This is a genomic window from Halalkalibacter sp. HAAS-P013 (assembly GCF_056619925.1).
The window spans coordinates 216,348-236,808 of sequence record NZ_JBWQTU010000004.1 but is presented as its reverse complement, the minus strand read 5'-3'; the positions used below and the strand labels follow the sequence as shown (position 1 = coordinate 236,808).

23 protein-coding genes are annotated in these 20,461 nt (G+C 36.7%); 5 read left to right on the top strand and 18 right to left on the bottom strand.

The features are described 5' to 3' along the window. Positions 1–151: 151 nt before the first annotated feature. A complete protein-coding gene (locus AC1FXP_RS08325; RefSeq protein ID WP_480060225.1) occupies positions 152–658 on the bottom strand; it encodes a CcdC family protein in 507 nt (168 codons plus the stop codon). Between the two features lie 214 nt (positions 659–872). Here AC1FXP_RS08325 and AC1FXP_RS08320 point away from each other — a divergent pair, with 214 nt between their 5' ends. Beyond that, complete coding sequence (locus AC1FXP_RS08320) at positions 873–1,043, top strand: aspartyl-phosphate phosphatase Spo0E family protein (protein ID WP_480060223.1); 171 nt, start codon at positions 873–875, stop codon at positions 1,041–1,043. 31 nt (positions 1,044–1,074) lie between these two features. Here the strand turns inward: AC1FXP_RS08320 and AC1FXP_RS08315 are convergent, their stop codons facing one another. The 8 genes from AC1FXP_RS08315 to AC1FXP_RS08280 form a co-directional block, all read right to left on the bottom strand. Then, the gene (locus AC1FXP_RS08315) at positions 1,075–2,886 is read right to left on the bottom strand and encodes an ABC transporter ATP-binding protein (protein ID WP_480060221.1); all 1,812 of its coding nucleotides are present in this window, start codon (positions 2,884–2,886) and stop codon (positions 1,075–1,077) included. Continuing rightward, positions 2,876–4,639 carry an ABC transporter transmembrane domain-containing protein gene (locus tag AC1FXP_RS08310; RefSeq protein WP_480060219.1) on the bottom strand — a complete coding sequence of 588 codons (1,764 nt, stop codon included), beginning with the start codon at positions 4,637–4,639 and terminating at the stop codon, positions 2,876–2,878. Before AC1FXP_RS08310 ends, AC1FXP_RS08315 begins: the two co-directional genes overlap by 11 nt. Positions 4,640–4,839: 200 nt before the next feature. Continuing rightward, on the bottom strand, positions 4,840–5,055 hold the full coding sequence (locus AC1FXP_RS08305; RefSeq protein ID WP_250095513.1) for a YneF family protein: 216 nt from the start codon (positions 5,053–5,055) through the stop codon (positions 4,840–4,842). A 123-nt stretch (positions 5,056–5,178) separates the two neighbouring features. Next, positions 5,179–5,637 (bottom strand): sporulation inhibitor of replication protein SirA, encoded by a 459-nt coding sequence (sirA, locus tag AC1FXP_RS08300; RefSeq protein WP_480060217.1) that lies wholly within the window; start codon positions 5,635–5,637, stop codon positions 5,179–5,181. Between the two features lie 173 nt (positions 5,638–5,810). After that, on the bottom strand, positions 5,811–7,808 hold the full coding sequence (gene tkt / locus AC1FXP_RS08295) for a transketolase (RefSeq protein WP_480060215.1): 1,998 nt from the start codon (positions 7,806–7,808) through the stop codon (positions 5,811–5,813). A gap of 143 nt (positions 7,809–7,951) precedes the next feature. Continuing rightward, positions 7,952–8,191, bottom strand: coding sequence for a DUF896 domain-containing protein (locus AC1FXP_RS08290; protein WP_480060213.1), 240 nt, complete (start codon positions 8,189–8,191; stop codon positions 7,952–7,954). Positions 8,192–8,268: 77 nt separating this feature from the next. Further along, positions 8,269–8,928, bottom strand: a complete 660-nt coding sequence (locus AC1FXP_RS08285) for a YneB family resolvase-like protein (protein ID WP_480060211.1) — start codon at positions 8,926–8,928, stop codon at positions 8,269–8,271. After that, positions 8,921–9,136 (bottom strand): hypothetical protein, encoded by a 216-nt coding sequence (locus tag AC1FXP_RS08280; protein WP_480060209.1) that lies wholly within the window; start codon positions 9,134–9,136, stop codon positions 8,921–8,923. Before AC1FXP_RS08280 ends, AC1FXP_RS08285 begins: the two co-directional genes overlap by 8 nt. Before the next feature lie 147 nt (positions 9,137–9,283). On the opposite strand from AC1FXP_RS08280, the gene lexA reads away from it, so the two are divergent. Continuing rightward, positions 9,284–9,907: a transcriptional repressor LexA gene (lexA, locus tag AC1FXP_RS08275; RefSeq protein ID WP_480060207.1), complete on the top strand. Its 624-nt coding sequence runs from the start codon at positions 9,284–9,286 to the stop codon at positions 9,905–9,907. A 63-nt stretch (positions 9,908–9,970) separates the two neighbouring features. Here the strand turns inward: lexA and AC1FXP_RS08270 are convergent, their stop codons facing one another. Continuing rightward, a complete protein-coding gene (locus tag AC1FXP_RS08270; RefSeq protein ID WP_480060205.1) occupies positions 9,971–10,180 on the bottom strand; it encodes a hypothetical protein in 210 nt (69 codons plus the stop codon). Between the two features lie 223 nt (positions 10,181–10,403). Continuing rightward, a complete protein-coding gene (locus tag AC1FXP_RS08265; RefSeq protein ID WP_480060203.1) occupies positions 10,404–10,625 on the bottom strand; it encodes a phage holin in 222 nt (73 codons plus the stop codon). A 233-nt stretch (positions 10,626–10,858) separates the two neighbouring features. Here AC1FXP_RS08265 and AC1FXP_RS08260 point away from each other — a divergent pair, with 233 nt between their 5' ends. Continuing rightward, a complete protein-coding gene (locus AC1FXP_RS08260; protein WP_480060201.1) occupies positions 10,859–11,008 on the top strand; it encodes a YjcZ family sporulation protein in 150 nt (49 codons plus the stop codon). Positions 11,009–11,088: 80 nt separating this feature from the next. Here AC1FXP_RS08260 and AC1FXP_RS08255 read toward each other — a convergent pair whose 3' ends face one another. The 5 genes from AC1FXP_RS08255 to spoVK form a co-directional block, all read right to left on the bottom strand. Next, positions 11,089–11,394, bottom strand: a complete 306-nt coding sequence (locus tag AC1FXP_RS08255; RefSeq protein ID WP_480060199.1) for a DUF2680 domain-containing protein — start codon at positions 11,392–11,394, stop codon at positions 11,089–11,091. 147 nt (positions 11,395–11,541) lie between these two features. Beyond that, entirely contained in the window at positions 11,542–12,891 is a 1,350-nt protein-coding gene (glnA, locus tag AC1FXP_RS08250; protein WP_250095502.1) for a type I glutamate--ammonia ligase, read from the bottom strand. Positions 12,892–13,099: 208 nt separating this feature from the next. Next, positions 13,100–14,347, bottom strand: a complete 1,248-nt coding sequence (locus AC1FXP_RS08245; protein ID WP_480060197.1) for a methionine gamma-lyase family protein — start codon at positions 14,345–14,347, stop codon at positions 13,100–13,102. Between the two features lie 2 nt (positions 14,348–14,349). Further along, the gene (gene hflX, locus AC1FXP_RS08240) at positions 14,350–15,642 is read right to left on the bottom strand and encodes a GTPase HflX (RefSeq protein WP_480060196.1); all 1,293 of its coding nucleotides are present in this window, start codon (positions 15,640–15,642) and stop codon (positions 14,350–14,352) included. Between the two features lie 163 nt (positions 15,643–15,805). Then, complete coding sequence (gene spoVK, locus AC1FXP_RS08235) at positions 15,806–16,759, bottom strand: stage V sporulation protein K (protein WP_480060194.1); 954 nt, start codon at positions 16,757–16,759, stop codon at positions 15,806–15,808. Positions 16,760–17,174: 415 nt separating this feature from the next. Between spoVK and rpsN the strand changes: the two genes are divergently transcribed. Beyond that, positions 17,175–17,444 carry a 30S ribosomal protein S14 gene (gene rpsN / locus AC1FXP_RS08230; protein ID WP_250095498.1) on the top strand — a complete coding sequence of 90 codons (270 nt, stop codon included), beginning with the start codon at positions 17,175–17,177 and terminating at the stop codon, positions 17,442–17,444. Between the two features lie 28 nt (positions 17,445–17,472). After that, complete coding sequence (locus AC1FXP_RS08225) at positions 17,473–18,507, top strand: GTP-binding protein (protein WP_480060192.1); 1,035 nt, start codon at positions 17,473–17,475, stop codon at positions 18,505–18,507. On the opposite strand, the gene AC1FXP_RS08220 is transcribed toward AC1FXP_RS08225, so the two are convergent. Together AC1FXP_RS08220 and AC1FXP_RS08215 are read right to left on the bottom strand one after the other, a co-directional pair. Further along, positions 18,504–19,283 (bottom strand): TIGR03943 family putative permease subunit, encoded by a 780-nt coding sequence (locus tag AC1FXP_RS08220; protein ID WP_480060190.1) that lies wholly within the window; start codon positions 19,281–19,283, stop codon positions 18,504–18,506. The two genes, AC1FXP_RS08225 and AC1FXP_RS08220, sit on opposite strands and share 4 nt — an antisense overlap. A gap of 54 nt (positions 19,284–19,337) precedes the next feature. After that, entirely contained in the window at positions 19,338–20,336 is a 999-nt protein-coding gene (locus tag AC1FXP_RS08215; protein WP_480060188.1) for a permease, read from the bottom strand. Positions 20,337–20,461: the final 125 nt, after the last annotated feature.

Genomic DNA, 20,461 nt, shown 5'->3' with positions numbered 1-20,461 from the left:
TTGTTTAAATTCCTCAGTAAATGTTCTGCGTTCTCTTTTAGTCATCGTAGATTCTCCTCGATTATATTATCTGTAGTCTACTTGACCTTAATTTTTCTGTCTAGTTCAGTGTAGCCGATTCACATGTCTACTTTTGTTGTTTTATTTATTTTTAAGTTTCCACTGGCATATCGTTGTTTTGAAGTGAATCTTCTAACCCTTTCTCTAATTGACGAAAATTCATGTACATAGATATACGCCAAGGAATAATCATTCCATATGCAAGCAAAAAAAACATGCCTGCTAATTCTTCTACATTTATTGTATCTCCCATTAGCAGCTTAAAAATAATTCGAGCAAACAGCAACCCTATTAATATGAACGCAAATGCTTTTGATCTTTTCATGTAAATTTGTTTATCTCTTATTTCAAACTTTGAAGTTTTAATAAGTAGGATTGAAAAAATCATACCAACTAAAACAGCTTCTATTACTTGCAAAAAGGCTGGTCGAGCTGGTTCATATAAAAACATAAAAAACCCCGTTGACATGAAGATCGGTGGTATAATAATTTTTTTCGCAGATACTGGTCGTTTCGTCGCTTTTAAACGTATAAAGATTGCTAATGATGCCATAATTACAGCTCCAACTGATGTTATCCATATATATATTTCGTCCAAGCTGCTCACCCCTTTCTTATCGGTGAAAGTTGTTCATTACTTAAAGATACAGGAAAGCGCGGCTTGTTTCAATTCAATTCATATAGTTTTTTCTTGAACCATACATAACCTATGAAATAATACCTATTTTCCCCTTCTTTTATTGAGTTAAGGTTGTAAATTTACTAGTTAATTTGTATAATTATTACAAGATTTAGAGAAGAAGGGAATCTCTATGAGCGAAGGATTACTTAGAACGATAGAAAAAAAGCGAAATGAATTAATAGAACTTGCCCTCATGAAGGGACTTTCGTCACATGCTGTATTAACCGTCAGTCAAGAGTTGGATACTTTATTGAACCACTATGAAAATGCTAATAATAAAGAGAACCACCTTCAAAAATGAATGTGGCTCTCTTTTTTTTAAAAATTATAACTCATTTCGTTACTTTAATCTGAGAATTAGCATTTTCTATTTCGGTTGAACCTTTTTGCAGTAAATACATCTTATGATATAGACCTTTTTGTTCTAACAACTCTATATGGTTACCACGTTCAACAATCTCACCTTTATGAAGAACAAGAATTTGATCTGCACCCTTAATCGTCGATAACCGATGGGCAATCGCTATTGTAGTTCTTCCTTTTTGCATCCGTTTCAAGGCATCTTGAATTGCCTCCTCAGTTTCTGTATCAACATTCGCTGTCGCTTCATCTAAAATAAGGATCTTTGGATTTGTGACAATTGTTCGAGCAAAGGATAAAAGCTGCCTCTGACCACTTGATAAGGTCGAACCTCTCTCAGTTACTTTGGCATCGTAAGAAAGTGGAAGTCTCTCAATAAATTCATTTGCCCGTACAAATCTAGCAGCTTCTTTTATATCATGGTCAGTTAAATCGTTACGATATAAGCGAATATTACTCGATATAGTACCTGTATAGAGAAATGGGTCTTGAAGAACGAGTCCGATATTATTTCTTAATTCCTTGTTATCAAAATGTTGGATTGATTGTCCATCAATGACAATATCCCCTCTATCCAGATGGTAAAATCTCATTAATACATTGATGATCGAACTTTTCCCACTTCCTGTATGACCAACGAGAGCTACGGTTTCTCCTTTTTTTACTGAAAACGAAATATTTTTCAGAACATCCGTTTCTCCATCATAAGAAAAAGAAACATTCTTAAATTCAATTCTACCTTCTTCAATTTTAGGTAATCCTCGACCTTGCTTTGATGGTGCATATTCCTCATAGTCCATCAGCTTAAAGACACGCCCTGCTGATACAATAGCTTGTTGAAAAAGGGATAAGCGCATCATCATTTGATTGACTGGCTCGAAGAAACGATCCAAATAGTTAACAAATGCATATAAGACCCCTATTTCAACCGGACTTGTAAAAGACGTAATCCCAAAATAACTTAAAACCAACATAAGGGCCAATATTGAAATTAAGTCAACCATTGGTCTTAGCAAAAGGCCATCCAACCTCATGCTCTTCATACCAGCTTGGAGATGCTCTTCATTCACCTCACCAAACTCTTTTCGAAGACGCCTCTCCTGACGAAACATTTGTACGATGGCCATTCCTTGGATCGTTTCATTCATTTTGGCATTTAGTTGACTTAACTTTTCACTCATATCCGCATAAAATTTAGAGCTAATTTTTCGATATAACTGCATTAATCCAAAAATGATCGGTAATAAGACAAGACAGAAAAGGCCAAGAGTCGGATTTAAATAAAACATTGCTATAAATATTCCAATTAGGAACATGATGTTTTGAACAAAGTTTGCAAGAACTGTCAAATAAAACTCTTTTATGGACTCTGTATCGTTCGTAATTCGAGAGATCAATCCACCAGCAGAGGTACGATCAAAGAATGCAAGGCCTTGTCGTTCGACATTTGAAAAAACATCAACTCGAAGTTGCTGAACAATTTTCAAAGATATTTTTTGAAACATAAATGCTTGAAAGTAATTAATAAAAACAGAAGACAGATGTAGTACAACGTAAATAATTCCTAACCATACTAATGGTTCAAACGGAAAGTTCCGCGGTGTTAAATAATCATCTATAAAAATCTTTATTAAGATGGGTCCGAGAAGCTCAGCACCTGTTGCAAGGAGGAGCAAAGTAAAAGCAATCATAAGTGATTTCATATGTTTCTTCGCATAACGAAGTAAACGCCAAAGAATAGCTCTTTGCTCGTGATTCGTTAAGACTTGATCCTTATGTTTCATCCTGCTGACCTCCTTGTTCCACTAACTCTTCTAATCGTTGATGCTCATACATTCTCCGGTACCAACCATTTTCTTTCATTAACGTAGAATGATCCCCACGTTGGATAATTCGACCTTCGTCTAAAACAATGATCAAATTGGCATGCTTAATGGCACTAAGTCGATGTGCAGTAATAATGGTCGTTTTCCCAGCACGATTTAGCCTTAATGATTCTAGGACCTGTTCCTCTGTCTTCGCATCAACTGCTGATAAAGAATCATCTAAAATCAACACATTCGGATCTGGCAAAATAGCCCTTGAAATCGCAATCCGTTGTTTCTGACCTCCTGATAACGTCACTCCACGTTCACCTACGACCGTTTCATAGCCATCTTTAAAACCAATAATATCTTCATGAATACTTGCGAGTTTACAGCTGTTCATAATTTCTGTTATAGATGCACTAGGTTTTGCAAACGCGACATTGTCAGCAATTGTTGCCGAAAAGAGAAAGTGATCTTGTGGTACATTCCCGAAACTAGCTTTTAAGTCATCTAACCTATACTCTTCAAGCCTATTCCCACCAATGGTAATGACCCCATTTTCTATATCATATTCTCTCTGGAGAAGACGAATTATCGTTGATTTCCCACTCCCCGTTTTCCCAACAATGCCCAACGTTTGTCCTTGTTTTAGTGTAAAATCAATATCCTGCAAAGCGTAATCGTTACTTTCAGGATATGAAAATTCTTCTATGGAGACGTCAATATCTCCAGTTGCTTTGTTATCGCTCTTTGCAATATCATCTGTAATATCTTGTTTTTCTGCTAATAATGAAGAAATTCGATCAAAAGAAGCACGTCCACGTTCAACGATATTAAATAGCCACCCAAACGCTAACATTGGCCAGATCAATAGGCCAAGGTATAAAGTAAAACTCGTTAATTGACCAATTGTCATTTCGTCAGCAATGACAAAACGTGCTCCAAAAACAACTGCTAAAAAATATGATATTCCGACGATCAAAGAAATGGTCGGATCAAATAATGCATCGATTTTAGCAACAGCTACGTTTTTCTCAACAACTTCATTTGATTTACCTTTAAATCGATTGATTTCATCCTTTTCTTGACCAAATGATTTTGCCACACGTACTCCCGTCACACTTTCTTGAACAGTATCATTTAATTCTGAAAAAGCGGACTGTGCTAAGTGAAATCGCTTATGTAAAAGCGTTCCATAGTAACTCGTTAAATAAGCCATAAAAGGCATCGGTATTAAACAGATCAGCGTCAATTTCCAGTTAATGGTCGCTGCCATCGTAATAATAACAAATCCACCCATCGTTAATGAATCAACTAACGTTAACACTCCTTGGCCAGCTGTCATTTGCACAGCTCGAATATCATTAGTTGCATGCGCCATTAAATCGCCTGTTCTGTGACGTTGATAAAAACGATGAGACATATTTGTAAAATGTTCATATAATCTATTTCGAAGCAACCTTGCTAATCGAATCGAAGCTCCAAAGATTAGAATTCTCCAAACAAACCGTAGTCCGTACGTAAGAATGCCAATTAACAACAAAACACCAACCCACATTAGTAAAATATTTGTTGTTAATGTTACATCTACTATGTGGTCCACTATGATCCCAACTATTAATGGAGGTGTTAATGTAAGAAGAGAAACAAGAGCTAACACAATAATGCCTAGCCCATACGATACTTTTTCTTTCTTAAAAAACCACCACAAATCTTTAAACACTTTCACTTTTTACACGACACCTCTCCTACCCAACGTTAGCCTTTCCTGCATTCCACCTTTAGAACAAACTCATTCGATTATACGACATACCTTGTTGTGATTCCTTTTCCCTTCGAAAAATAGTTTGTTGTGATACTATAGGCGACTAAAAGTAAATCGTATAAAAGTAGAAAAACACCCCAAACTTGAGGTGCTTGTCCATACAATTATTTAGATTGTTGTTTCTGCATCGCTTTCATCATTTGATTAATTTTCTTTTGCGATGGATTTTGTCCCATTTGCATCATCATGACACGGAGCATTTGCTCGTTAAATGGTGGGTTCTTTTTCAAATAAGACATCATCGTCTTACGTGCTATAAAGAAGCCAATTGCAATACCTGCTGCAACAGCTAGGGTGTACCCTAAAATATGAATCCACATAAGTCCAACGTCCTCCTTCGTGCTATCTAAACCTGTCGGGAAAATCCCGAATCAACCTTATCTATTATATCTTAATGACAAGAGATTTAAAAGCACTTCAGAAAAATATCGCTTGGCTTCTCATTAAACTTGTGTTGTTCTAAGCAAATCCTCTTGCTTTATAGGCTTTAACCAGCCATAGCGATGCTCTTCAATTGTAAATGCAAAAAAGGTTGGTTCACATTTCCTAAGGATTTCAAAGAACATGGTTTCTACATCAAACGACCCATCGGCTGTTAAGTAGAGTGCATCAGCACCAATTACAAGCTCTGCTTTAGAATCACGGTCAGGAATATCAATCACATGTGTATTTTTCTTTTTTTTATACCCCTCAATTTTCACAAGATCCTGTTTTAGTTTTTGTTGTAATAATAGGGCCGGTATTGGTTTGGTAATAAATTCAATTTGCTTTCTTAAAATTTCCTTTTGGCTCCCTCTCACTTTTTCATGCTCAAGAAAAAGATAAAATAACTTTGCTTCTTGTCCGTAATATTGACGAGCAACATCTTCTTCAAAAATATACAATTCATAATGTCTCATCATGGACACCCTCTCGCATTTTATTTTCTCTAGTATACGAGAACTCTAGTGAAATGATTGTCTGAAAGCGGAGCAGATAACCACTAATTTTGTCGAACAAAAAAACTGACTCAAAATGAGTGGGTTTTAGTACTAGATTTCAACTAAAACCCGACTAATGAGTCAGTTTTCATAAATTATTTTTGTAGTAATGCTTTAACTTTTGCTACAACATTCTCAACAGTGAAGCCATATTCAGCTAAAATCTTCTCAGCTGGAGCTGATGCACCGAATTGGTCGATTGCTAATACATCACCATGGTCCCCAACATATTTATGCCATCCTAATGGTGAACCCATTTCAATACCAAGACGTACTTTTACATCTGGTGAGATCACTTCATTTTTGTAAGACTGCGTTTGTTTCTCAAAACGATCCCAGCTAGGCATACTTACAACATCAGCATGGATGCCATCTTTCTCAAGAACAGCTTGAGCTTCTACTGCCAATGGAACCTCTGATCCAGATGCTAGTAAAAGAACATCGGTTGTACCACTAGATTTCGAAACAATATACGCACCTTTTTTAACACCTTCATACGCAAGCTCTGCTGTATGATCTAGTGTTTTTAAGTTTTGGCGTGTTAACACAAGAGCTGTTGGTGTATCCTTGCTTTCTAAAGCCGCCTTCCATGCTGCCACTGTTTCGTTGCTGTCTCCAGGGCGTATGACAGATAGACCTGGCATTGCACGCAATGCCGCTAGTTGCTCAACAGGTTCGTGTGTTGGTCCGTCTTCACCAACAGCAATACTATCATGAGTAAATACATAAATAACCGGTAACTTCATAAGAGCTGCTAGACGGATAGCTGGACGTAAATAATCAGAGAATACAAAGAATGTTGCTCCAAAGACTTTTACTCCACCATGAAGAGCCATACCATTTACAGCAGCTCCCATTGCAAATTCACGTACACCAAACCAAATGTTACGTCCTTCGTAATGATCACGTGAATAATCACCTAAATCTTTCATGTATGTTTTGTTAGAACCTGCAAGGTCAGCAGATCCACCAAACAATTCAGGAACTTTCTTAGCAAAAGCATTTAATGCTTCACCTGATGATGAACGAGTGGCAATACTTGATCCCGCTTCGTATACTGGTGCTTCTGAATCCCAACCTTCTGGAAGCTCCCCACTATTTGCACGCTCAAATTCAGCTGCTAACTCTGGGTAAGATTCTTTGTACTTGGCAAATAGTTCATTCCACTCTTCTTCTTTCTTCGCACCTTCTGCTTTTACTTCAGCAAACATTTCACTTACTTCAGATGGAATATGAAATTCTTCTTCATGTAGCCATTCATATGTTGACTTCGTTAAAGCTACTTCTTCTTTCCCTAATGGAGCACCGTGTGAAGCAGACTTTCCTGATTTATTAGGTGAACCGTAACCAATTACCGTTTTTACTTCAATTAAAGTTGGACGGTCATCTTGTTTAGCTGCTTCAATCGCTCGATTGATTTCATCTAGATCATTGCCATCCTCCACACGAATTACTTGCCACCCATATGCTTTATAGCGATCCTCTACACTCTCTGAGAAAGAGATATGCAAATCACCATCTAACGAAATATCGTTTGAATCATAAAGGACAATAAGACGGCCCAGCTTAAGATGAGCTGCTAAAGACGCAGCCTCTGCAGAAACACCTTCCATTAAGTCCCCATCTCCACAAATTGAATATGTATAATGGTCAACGATATTGAAATCATCTTTATTATATGTGCTAGCTAAATGACGCTCAGCCATTGCCATCCCCACTGCCATTGCAACTCCTTGTCCAAGTGGGCCTGTCGTTGCTTCTACACCTGGTGTATGACCGAATTCAGGGTGGCCTGGTGTTTTACTTCCCCATTGACGGAATTGTTGTAAATCCTCTAATGATAAATCATATCCTGTTAAATGTAACAAACTATAAAGAAGCATTGAGCCATGCCCTGCAGATAAAACAAAGCGGTCTCTATTAACCCACTCTGGATTTTCTGGGTTATGATTCATAAATTTTGTCCAAATACTATACGCCATAGGCGCTGCTCCCATTGGCATACCAGGGTGTCCCGAGTTTGCTTTTTCGATACTATCAATTGATAGTGTACGAATCGTATTAACTGCAAGTTGATCTACTATTTTCGTCATACTTTCTTTTCCCTACCCTTCCACAATATCTGATTTCTTTCTCTATTCTTTTACATCTTATACTGTATCCTTAAATTTCACAAGCATTCAGACAAATCTTTCATCATGCAAAAAAGTCTCTAAAGACTGAATTTAGAGACTTTTTAATGCATTGGATTATTTTTATTTTTTTTACTTTCTTTTAACGCATCTGGTGTTACATCATTGCCATTATCATCAACAACTGTAACCGAATGTAGGTGATTTTTAAACGATGCACGAAATGTTTGCAGATATTCTTTACGTAAAGACTGTTGCTCCTTTTCTTCTTGTTTCGTTAATCCACTTGTTTTAGCTCGTCTAGATAATTCATTAATTCTAGCTAGTTTTTCTTTTGAAAGCATAATGAGCACCTCTTTCTACCGATTCATCCACTTACTTTACCGTAACCGAATTCGGTTTTCAACTTAAAACAACCGGATTATTGCTCACTGCTTTTAGTTTCCGCTTTCTGATATTCTTGATAACGCCTATGAACTGTTGCTTTTGATATATCGTAGCCGAACCCTCTTAACGTTGCTGCAATATCATGAAAGGTTAGATCCATGTTTCGAAGCCTAACTACTTCTTCGATGGGAACCTCTTTTTTCGAACGACCCGCTCCAACACTATTTTTTATATTTCTCTCTGGCCTGTAACCGTTTTTTATTGCTTCTTTCATTCCACGTTTTATTTTGCTATTATGTAATTTTCTTTGAAACTCTTCTACAATAGACACAATCTCTAGCACCATTTCATCCGCTTCAGAAAGTCTTAATTCGCCATCAGCTTGGATTGTTAATACACGAACACTGAGTTTTCGTATTTGATGAAGAAGAGCTACCTTCGCATGTCCTCTTCCTAATCTTGTATCGTCTTGTATTAAAAGGATGTTTGCTTCACCTGTTTGAAAATAATCTAGTACTTGTAATATTCCCTCTCTATCAACATCATATCCACTAGCCTGTTCTTCAATAATATCAATAACTTGTATACCTTTGCTAACCGCTATCTCTTCTAACTCTCTTGCTTGCCTTTTCAGAGAAGATATTTGTTCCTTATTGTTCGTACTAACACGACAATAAATAACAGCTCTACTCATGGACTGTTCTCTCAAATACTGTAGCAACCATCAAGCTATATTCTTCATTCATTAAATTATTACTTACTTGTTGCTCACTATATACTTCTTTATCTTCTATTGATTCATGTGTAGGCGCAGATAAAATAATGGCCGCATACATAAATAATAATACAGCTACTGCTGCTAATATTATGAAAATTTCTTGTCCCGAAAAACGTCTAATCATTTCCTTCACCTCAATAAGAATGTTTGTTCGCTTATTATGATAATACGAACAATTGTTTGTGTCAATGGATTTTTAGAACAATTGTTTGCATTACATATGTTCGCATGGTACAATTTATCCAATTAGGAAACTTTGTGGGGTGTACATATGTCAAAACTATCAAAGCGCCAACTCGAAATACTAGATTTTATAAAAGTAGAAGTAAAAAAGAAAGGATATCCCCCTTCAGTCAGAGAAATTGGAGAAGCTGTAGGGCTTGCTTCTAGTTCCACTGTTCACGGACATCTGTCACGATTAGAGAAGAAGGGTTTTATAAGAAGAGACCCTACTAAACCAAGAGCGATTGAAGTATTAGACTTAGAAAATGAAACAGTACCAGTCCCAGATAAGAAAACAACATATGTACCAGTGCTTGGAAAGGTAACGGCTGGTCTACCTATTACGGCAATTGAAAATATTGAAGATTATTTGCCTCTTCCTGAACACCTTGTATCAGGTGACAATACGTATGTCCTTGTTATTCAAGGTGACAGCATGATTGAAGCTGGTATTTTTGATGGAGATATGGTCATTGTTCGCCAACAACAGACGGCAAATAACGGGGATATTATTGTAGCGATGACAGAGGAAGATGAAGCAACGGTAAAGCGTTTCTTCCGAGAAAAAGATTATATTCGACTGCAGCCGGAGAATTCTACAATGGCTCCTATCCTTCTTAAAGAGTGTACAGTGTTAGGTAAAGTCATTGGTGTATTCCGTACCATTCACTAAAAAAACCAAGCATGCCCCATAAGGGACATGCTTGGTTTTTACTTCAATTAGAAAAACAGAATCCTATTTGGACAGTTCCTCTGCTTCTTGTTGTTCCTTTTCTTTTCTTCTCTCTTTTAAATAAGTAAGAAGTACAAATGTCATGACTAACGCACTGACAATGACCATTCCATAACCACCTGTACCTTCGTTAAAGAGTATGCGAAACACGCTTCTTAGGAAAAACATTACTGATAATACATACATGATTAACAACACAGTCTTTTTACTCATTATAAACACCCCTATACTTAATTATTAGTGATAACCCAGAAGAAAACAATATAGAATTCCTGTTTTTACAAGCCTTCAATAACCATTTTTTGGTTAAATTTTAAATGATTGTCATATTACAGCTAAATTGGGTCATTATATAATTAACATGGTTCTGTATATCACTCCACGAAAAACATCTAAACCATGTAAGCCCCTGCAAATGCAGGGGCTGTTTAAAATTTTAATGAAGTTTATGTTTTTCTAATACCTCTTTTTGCTGAATACCTTTTTTACTAATATAATTATTTTTCCATCCTGCCCAAATAAAATAAGCCCCTGAAATAACAGCAACAACATCATTTATAAATTGTTCTGAAATAGTTTGATACCCAAGTAAATTTAAAACAGTATTAATAACTGCAAATATTAAAATTGTAAAGCGACTTATTGATGCTTTATCCATTTGAACTCCTCCCTTACATGACTGGTACATGTTCATTTAGAGCTAGTCTATGTCTGGAAAAAGATGAAAATGACCTTTTGTTGTAGTTGAAGTTTAGGGTCAAGCTATTTTTTTTGGATTTCTTTGTCACTTTTTATAGTCTTGCATAGGCTAACGTATACATTTTTTTTAGAGGTATATTTCCTCACTACTCTATGATTTTGTGAATATTCCTAGAGAAAGGTGGCTATTACATGTATTATTATGGTTATGATTCAGGATATGGATATGGGAGTCCCGTTATTACTACGAATGAGGTGGCTGGCGGCAGTACATTTGATTTAATATTAATTCTTGTTTTGTTTATTTTATTAATTATTGTGGGAGCTTATTTTGTTCTGTGATGATTAAGCAACAAAATTATTAAAGGGTTATCCAATAAGGTCAAAAAAACGACCTTTTGTGATAACCCTTTTAATAAGATTTATTCTTGATGATTATGATGTTTTTTATCCCATTTAGGAACGAAGCCATTTTCCTTTAACTTGTCATAATGCTTGTCTATATGAGAAATGATTTTCTGACCTTTTTCTTCTGTAAATACACCATATTCAACATATTTAGTAACGATCTCTTTCTTCTGATCAAACAAGTCCTTATGTAATCCAGCCATTTCAGTCTTTTGCTCTTCTGTTAATTTTACATCAGCAGGCCCTTCCGCACCAACTGCCGGCATCACCCCTGCAGACAATACGACCGAAACAAACAAACCTAACATAACTTTTCTCAACAAAACCATCTCCTTTTTACTATTTAAATTTAGCGTTTGTAAGAGAACCATATTTATCCTTTTAAGGTTCGATTTACATACTTTTTCACAAATTTCTTTTCCCCAAAAAAAACCCTCAACACCAATAGTGTCAAGGGTTTGATCATCTTAATAGTTTTGCATATATTGGTCACGTTCCCATGGATGTACTTGAGTTCTAAACATATCCCACTCAATTTCTTTTGCTTCTACAAAGTTTTCAACTGCATGCTCTCCAAGAGCTTTTACAAGAACATCGTCCTTCACAAGAGCATCAATTGCTTGTTTTAATGTAGCTGGAAGATCATCAATGCCTTCTTCCTCACGCTCTTCTTTGCTCATGATGTAGATGTTCCGGTCTGTTGCTGGTGGCGGAGTTAATTTCTTCTTAATTCCGTCTAAACCTGAAGCTAACATAACTGCCATAGCTAAATATGGGTTTGCAGCTGGATCTGGACTACGAACTTCAACACGAGTACTTACGCCTCTTGAAGAAGGAATACGAATTAATGGGCTACGATTACGCATTGACCATGCAACATAAACTGGAGCTTCGTATCCAGGTACAAGACGCTTGTATGAGTTAACAATCGGGTTAGTAATTGCCGTAAATGCTTCGGCATGTTCAAGGATTCCTGCTAAGAACTGCATAGCTGTATCACTTAATTGTGATTCTGTTCCTTCGTCATAGAATACATTTCCTTCTTTTGTGAACAATGACATGTTCAAGTGCATACCTGAACCATTCACTCCGAATAATGGCTTTGGCATAAATGTCGCATGAAGGCCATGTTTACGTGCAATCGTTTTTACAACTAACTTAAATGTTTGAATATTGTCGCATGCTGTAACAGCATCTGCATATTTAAAGTCAATTTCATGTTGACCAGGAGCCACTTCATGGTGTGATGCTTCGATCTCAAAGCCCATATCTTCAAGCTCTAATACGATATCACGACGGCAGTTTTCCCCTAAGTCTGTTGGAGCTAAGTCAAAATAGCCACCTTTATCATTTAACTCTAATGTCGGCTCGCCATTTTCATCATTCTTAAATAAGAAAAACTCTGGCTCAGGTCCGATATTAAATGCTGTATAACCCATTTTTTCAGCTTCTTTTAACACTCTTTTTAAGATTCCACGTGGGTCTCCAGCAAATGGTGTTGGTTCTTCTCCTGGTTTTCCTGGAAGATATACATCACAAATTAGACGTGCAACCTTCCCTTTTTCAGGTGTCCAAGGGAAAATAACCCATGTATCTAAATCAGGGTATAAATACATGTCCGACTCTTCAATACGAACGAAGCCTTCAATTGAAGAACCGTCAAACATCATCTTATTATCTAGTGCCTTTGTTAATTGAGTTACCGGGATTTCTACATTCTTAATTGTGCCAAGTAAATCCGAAAATTGAAGACGAATATAGCGAACATTCGATTCTTCAGCAATCCTTAAAATATCTTCTTTTGTGAACTTTGCCATTTTATGTACTCCCCTTTCAAAACTTAAATATATTAGAAAAACAAGTCGCAAAGGCCTTGTTTCTTCTTCCAATAAAAAGCTAGTCAACTATTATGCACAGTGAATCTATTTCAAGTTTAATGTTACTAGATGCACTGTATACTGTCAACTTTATGTAACGGTGCCAAACTTTGTGTTCTAAGTACTACGAACACTTTTGTCACTCGCTTTAAACCATAATTGAATCAATCGCTTGTAATACAGCAATTTTGACATGTTCATAGGTTAGACCACCTTGAACATAGGCAACATATGGTGGCCTAATCGGTCCATCTGCCGTTAATTCAATACTGGCTCCTTGAATAAACGTACCAGCAGCCATAATGACGGGATCATTGTAGCCCGGCATAGCACTTGGTTGTGGGGAAACATGTGCATTTACTGGTGATGCAGCTTGAATTGCTTGACAAAAAGCAATCATTTTCTCAGCTGAGGGAAATTTAACGGATTGTATTAAGTCCGTTCTTTTTTCATGCCATTTAGGCGACGTGTTCATACCTATCTTCTCCAAAATTGCAGCTGAAAATACAGCACCCTTTAAAGCTTGCGAAACAATATGAGGGGCTAAGAAAAAACCTTGATACATTTCCAGTAAACTGTATAGACTTGCCCCTCCTTCAGCACCAATTCCTGGAGCTGCTAATCGATATGAAGCAAGTTCAACAAGATCACTTCTCCCAACTAAGTATCCACCTGTTTTTACAATACCACCACCTGGGTTTTTAATTAAAGAACCGGCCATGATATCTGCACCTACTTCACAGGGCTCAATTGTTTCTACGAACTCCCCATAACAATTATCTACAAACACAATGACATTTTCTTTAATCGATCGAACAAACTGAATCATTTCTTGGATTTGTCCAATTGTAAAGGAAGGCCGTTCCCCATACCCTTTCGAACGTTGAATTCCAATCACTTTCGTTTTGTCGGTTATTAAATTACGGATTTTCTCTTCATCAATCCAGCCTGATTCCATTAATGGAACTGCATCATAACCAATTTGGAATTCCTTTAACGATCCATTTCCATTACCACGAATTCCTACAATTTCTTCTAACGTATCATACGGCTTCCCTGTTATGTATAGGAGATCATCTCCAGGTCTAAGTACACCAAATAAGGCAGTTGCAATCGCATGTGTCCCCGAAATAATTTGAGGGCGGACCAAAGCCGCCTCTCCACCAAAAACTTCTGCATAAATCGATTCTAACGTATCTCGCCCTACATCATCATACCCGTATCCAGTAGATGGTGTGAAATGAAAATCAGCTACTTGATGGTTACGGAAAGCTTTCATGACCTTTGCCTGATTATGAAGAGTAACCTCTTCTATTTCTTGGTGATGCTCCCTTATTTGCTGCTCTACTTCTTGTGTGATTTGATCAAGCTTTTTCTGGTGCTTTAACTTCAACATACTTAGTCCTCAACTTTCACTTTCTTTGGTTCAATAATTGAACGAATGGCCAGTTCATGTCCTAATGCAGTAGTTGGAATAACATAGCCTTGAATATCATAATGCTCTGTTTCTTCATTCCACTCTTGCTTCTTAATAATCGTTGATTCACGACATCTAGAAAGTAAACTTCCCTCCTCTGCCTTTAATAAAACATGGTATTCTGTCATTTGCTCCATTAATTTTTCTTCAATGGCTTGTTTTAAGCTGTCGAGATCATCTTTATCGAATGCACTAATCTCAATGGAATCTTCATCATGTGTTGGAAAGAAGTTCGCATCTTTTTGTTCACTTTTATTATAAACAATTAATTGTGGAATGTTTTCTGAATCTAATTCCTGAATTAATTCTTTCACCGTTCGCTCATGTTGCTCGTAATCAGGGTTTGAGCTGTCCACTACATGTAAAAGTAAATTAGCTTCCTGCAGCTCTTCCAACGTAGAACGAAACGCTGCAACAAGAGTCGTAGGTAAATCTTGAATAAATCCAACGGTATCTGACAAAAGAATTTTCATACCACTTGGTAAATTAAATTGTCTTGTTGTTGGATCAAGTGTAGCAAACAATTGATTTTCTTCTAATGTATCCACTTCTGCTAAGCGATTTAAGATCGTTGATTTACCAGCATTTGTGTAACCGACGATCGCAACTTGAAATGCTTCATTTTGTTTTCTACGCTCCCTGTAACGCTGACGATGTCCAACAACCGCTTCTAGTTGATGTTTAATTTCATCCATTCTTCGGCGAATGTGACGGCGGTCGCTTTCGAGCTGTGTCTCCCCAGGCCCTTTTGAACCAATTCCTCCCCCTTGTCTTGACAAGGCTAAACCTTGTCCTGCAAGTCGTGGAAGTAAATAGGAAAGCTGCGCTAGTTCTACTTGAAGCTTCCCTTCTCTCGATCGCGCGCGTGAGGCAAATATATCTAAGATTAATTGAGTTCGATCAATAACCGTTTTCTTCGTTCTGGTATGAACATTTCGTATTTGACTCGGAGAAAGTTCATCATTAAAAACAATCGTATCTACGTCCTTCTCATCTAAGAGGACTTGTAATTCATCAACTTTTCCTCTTCCAATATAAGTAGAAGGTTCAGGCTTTTGACGCTTTTGTGTAATCGTTCCAACAACGGTCCCTTTTGCTGTTTCGACTAAACTTTTCAATTCTTCCATTGAATTATCAAAAGCGATGTCATCTGTTTCAAATTGACACCCGACTAGGACAACGTTCTCCGTTTCTTTATGATTAATCTCCTGCAAGAATATCCACTTCCTTTGTTTTTCGATCTTACCTTTATTTTGTCCATCGAAGACGTTCATACGCATCATACCATGAACTAGAAGAAAATAGAAAAGACAAATCAAAGTCTGGCATTTGACAAGAAAAAGCCAATCAACCAAGTTTCGGTCGATTGGCTTTTCGTTAGTTCAATTTCACATGGGAAGAATGAAATTTAAAATCCTCGCGTTTCATCGTAAGGAGAGATTCTCGATCATACGCATTCTCCTTTAGCAATCTTACTGCCTGCATTCTGATCGCTTCCTCAATAATATTTCTAATGTATCTCCCATTGCTAAATGTCCGCTCTTGTTCATACCTAATTCTCCTTATATGTTCACGTATATGAATTTCTCCATCTGTCGTTAACTCATACTCGCGTTCAGCTAACATTCTCCTTACCATTTCCATTAATTGATCCGTCGTATAGTTAGGAAAATCAATCGCAATCGGAAATCGTGACGGCAAACCAGGATTGAGCGATAAGAAATACTCCATTTCTTTAGAGTAACCTGCCAAAATTAAGACAAAGTCATGTTGATGATCTTCCATCGCTTTAACTAACGTATCTATAGCCTCTTTCCCAAAATCTTTTTCGCCCCCTCTAGCTAATGAGTAGGCCTCATCAACAAAAAGCACACCACCGCTAGCCTTTTTTAGGACCTCTCTCGTTTTTTGGGCTGTATGACCAATATATTCTCCAACTAAATCTGCTCTTTCCACTTCCAAAAAATGTCCTTTTGCAAGCACTCCCATTTGGTGAAGAAAATCTGCAATAATTCTTGCAACTGTTGTTTTTCCTGTTCCAGGATTCCCCTTAAAAATCATATGAAGCACTTGTTTACTTGCTTTTAAACCGAGCTCTTCACGTCGTTGGTTAATATAAATCCAAGCATAAATTTCATTCACAAGACGCTTCACTTCTTCTAATCCAACATATTCTTCAAGTTTTTCTTCAAAGCGGGTTAAAATATCATGTTCTTCTTTTTCTAAATCTGTTTGAAAAAGAGATTCATTTTTGCCCATCTTTTCAATTGGTTTATGATTTAATACGACATTAATACGTCCTCTTTTTTTGGAGTTAACCGGGTTACTCATGATGCACACCCCTTTGTTGTTCCGTTTAAGCACCAATTTGTCTTTTTTTATACTATACGCAAAAATAGGCGAACATGTGACAATCGCCTAGTGAAGTTGTTCAATAAATAGCTAAATTACATGCCCCTCCTTTTTGTCTATCTTTACCATCTTACGCATGACGAAAAGGAAGGATTCCAAATTATTAATTGTACCGCCATTTCAATCAATACTTATAAACACTATATGTCATATGTATTGCAAAGGTATTTTCGCTTTCATCCGCACATAAAATGAACTAAATTCGTCTGTACCCTTTCCTAGCTTCTTCTAACAAAAGGCTACAGATTTATTTCCAGGTAGACTTTACTTCACCAACCTTTTTCTATATTATATAAAACGTAATGATTACTATTATCAAAGGAGGTTAATTGTAATGGCTAAGAAATCAAAAGTGGCAAAAGAACTTAAGAGACAAGAACTTGTTGCTCGCTATGCTGAAAGAAGAAGAGAGTTAAAAGAAAAAGGTGACTATATTGGTCTCAGTAAACTCCCAAGGGACTCTGCACCTAGTCGCTTAACAAGACGATGCGAGATGACAGGTAGGCCACGTGGTGTTCTTCGTAAATTTAAACTCTCTAGGATTGCATTTAGAGAGCTTGCTCATAAAGGGCAAGTTCCTGGTGTGAAAAAATCTAGCTGGTAAGGCAAATGAGCAAAAGGATGTGGAAGGTGTGGAAAGGAAAAGATCTCTTACAATTATTACAGGCTTCTCCTTAAAAGAAAAAGCTGAGCTTATAAAGAAGATAAAAGGTGACACTCAAAACAATGTGAGGGTCATTCTCTTTCGTCCAACAGACATTGAGTTTGTCAGAAATCTAGATGATACCTTTTTACTTACACAGTTCATTAGCGAAGTTGTTCATGATGTTGAGATCAATACATTTTTCAATCTACTAGAAACACTAAAAAAGGAAGCTCAAAATAAGAATACAACTAATATTATTGTGGATGTTTATCCCGTCTCTGATATTCACTCTTTTTTTGAGGGCTTAACTATGGGAATTAAAAAATGGTTCCTTACGTCTCACATTCACGTTATTGATACAAGGGAGTTTTGGTTTTCATATTTCTCAGAACACGAAATCATTATTAATACCGATTCCGCCCTGGCCACTTCTTATACGATAGGAGAAACTCTCATTAATCAGTTGGAATTAGCTGACTCAATTGTTTTGATGAATGGAGAACAGCTTTCACATGAACGAATGGGTGAATTATTGATGTTCATACGAAGCTTACAACCTAAAGCGTTAATAAATTTAGTTGAAGAGTTTGACTGGCATATGAATAATAGGAAGACTGCTTTTGATACAAAAGCAGCCTCTTCCCTATATACACATCAAATTGAATTATTTTCATCAAGAAATCAACTGAAAGTCATCGGACAACATGGGATTGATACATTTATTTATCAGAGCTTTTCGCCAATCGATTTTACTCGCTTAGAGTCGAGTTTTTCTAAGTTCCCAAATGAGGTCTTTCGAATGAAAGGAAGGTGCTATAACCCCATTGCACAAGAATTTTATTCTATTTCACAAGTAGGTTCTTCGATCCAAGTTGACACAACTGAAATAGATTCTTCAACATCATTAGGGATATTAACAGAGTTTCTATTCATTGGAACCGATATCGATCAGTCTGCCATTCGAACTTTATTAGATCGTTGTCTTTACAATTCAAATAATTATTGTAGCTTATTAGTTTAAGGGTACACATATGGATCTATTGGGGGTTGAATTTCTTGCCAATTGCTAACATTAATAATAGCAATTAGGTTCCGATCATCTTTTCTTACATTCAATTCCCCTTTTACACGGATCCATGTATTTTCTTGGATTCCTAATGAATCTCCGCTTTCGATAACAAGTCCGGTTGCATGAGCGTCCGCAACACAATGGGTTACTAGAAACCTTGTAATGACTGTGTGATTTTTTGAATGAAAATCATCCTCTAATATAAAACCTTCCAATTCAATTGGCTTTCCTACAAAATTTTCGGGATAAGTTGTGACAACACTTATATAGCTTGCAAAATTATGATTATCAAAATAGAGTACAGGCTGATTTAACATTTCTTGTACTCTATGATCCACTTTTGCTTCTATTAGCTTATGGTCTACCAAATGACCATGATCATGGGTTGAATAGCTAACCCCACGCTTGAGTGCTTCCTCTGCACCAAAATCTTTGTAAGGAAGAAGAAACCCATTTAGAAGAGGAATGGTGATTAGACCGTAAGCAAATAAAGCTCTAAGCGAAAACCCTCCTTCACCCGAGTCATGATTACATCCCCAAGGTCCACACTCGCTATGGTCATGTTCATTTTGTGATGTAGTAAAAATACGAGGTACTTGTACAAAAAATAAAAACAAAAAAATTACGGAAGCTATTTGACTGAAATAGAGATAATCAGGATTAATAAAGCGAGTAATCTCCCCACTCTCATGTAATATGAAAATAAACACAGCAAAGAGCAATAACACGAAAGCCTTTATCACTTGCCTTACTTGTATATGTATAATCGTCTCTCCCTCCTTCTAAATCCATGGATGAACGAAAAGTAAAACCCCTAATACTGCACCTGTTATAACCACCATAAGAACAAGAACAAAACGAATATTAAATACTGCCATCATCATGATTGTATTTTTCAAATCAAGCATCGGTCCATAAATTAAGAAGCCGAGCAATGAGGTTTGTGGAAAGAGATGTCGGAATGAGGCGGCAATAAAAGCATCAGCTTCTGAACATAAAGAAAGTAAATAAGCCAGACCCATCATAATAATTGTTGAAGCAAGAATCCCCTCCCCTAAACCAAGAATGGATTTAGTCGATACATAGGTCTGAACAAATGCAGCTAAAATAGCGCCCATTATTAAGAACTTGCTCATATCAAAAAATTCATCAATCGCATGTTCGAACATCGCCTTTATTCTCTTCCCAATTGGTTGCTTGGAAACCGTCTGTGCTTGCATAGCAACAGATACCTTGTTTCGTTTTAATTGATTTGACCTGAAAAGAATACAAATAACTCCAGCAATAAGGATCGCAATGACCAACCCTAATCCCATTCTTAGAAGAGCCATCTTGAGATCCTCACCAAAAGCCATATAGGTGGAGAAGACCACAATTGGATTAATCAATGGACCCGTTAAAAGAAACCCTACTCCAGCGAAAAGAGGAACGCCTTTAGCAATTAAACGGCGCACGATAGGGACAATCCCACATTCACAAGCTGGGAACAAAGCACCAATGAAACAACTTGCAATGACAGCTAATAATTTATTTTTGGGAATGAGCCTTTGAAGGTGCTCTTCTGTCACAAAAACTTGAATGATTCCGGCAATAAAAACACCTATTAAAACAAATGGGATGGCTTCTATTAATATAGATAGAAAAATCATATTAAAGGTTAGCAATGACTCTGGAAGAAACAAATTACTTATTGTTAATCGGTCATTAAAAACTATTATCAAAACCGCGATTCCAAGAAGAATAAAACCAATTACTTCTGTAAGATTATGTTGAGTCCGCATTTATATAAAAGTCCTCCATCTTTTGTTTATTCAAATATATGCGGACAAGATGTAAACATGTACACAAATCATAATAGTTACGTTTTAATAGCAGTGTAAAAAATACATCTATTTTCTTTTTTGTT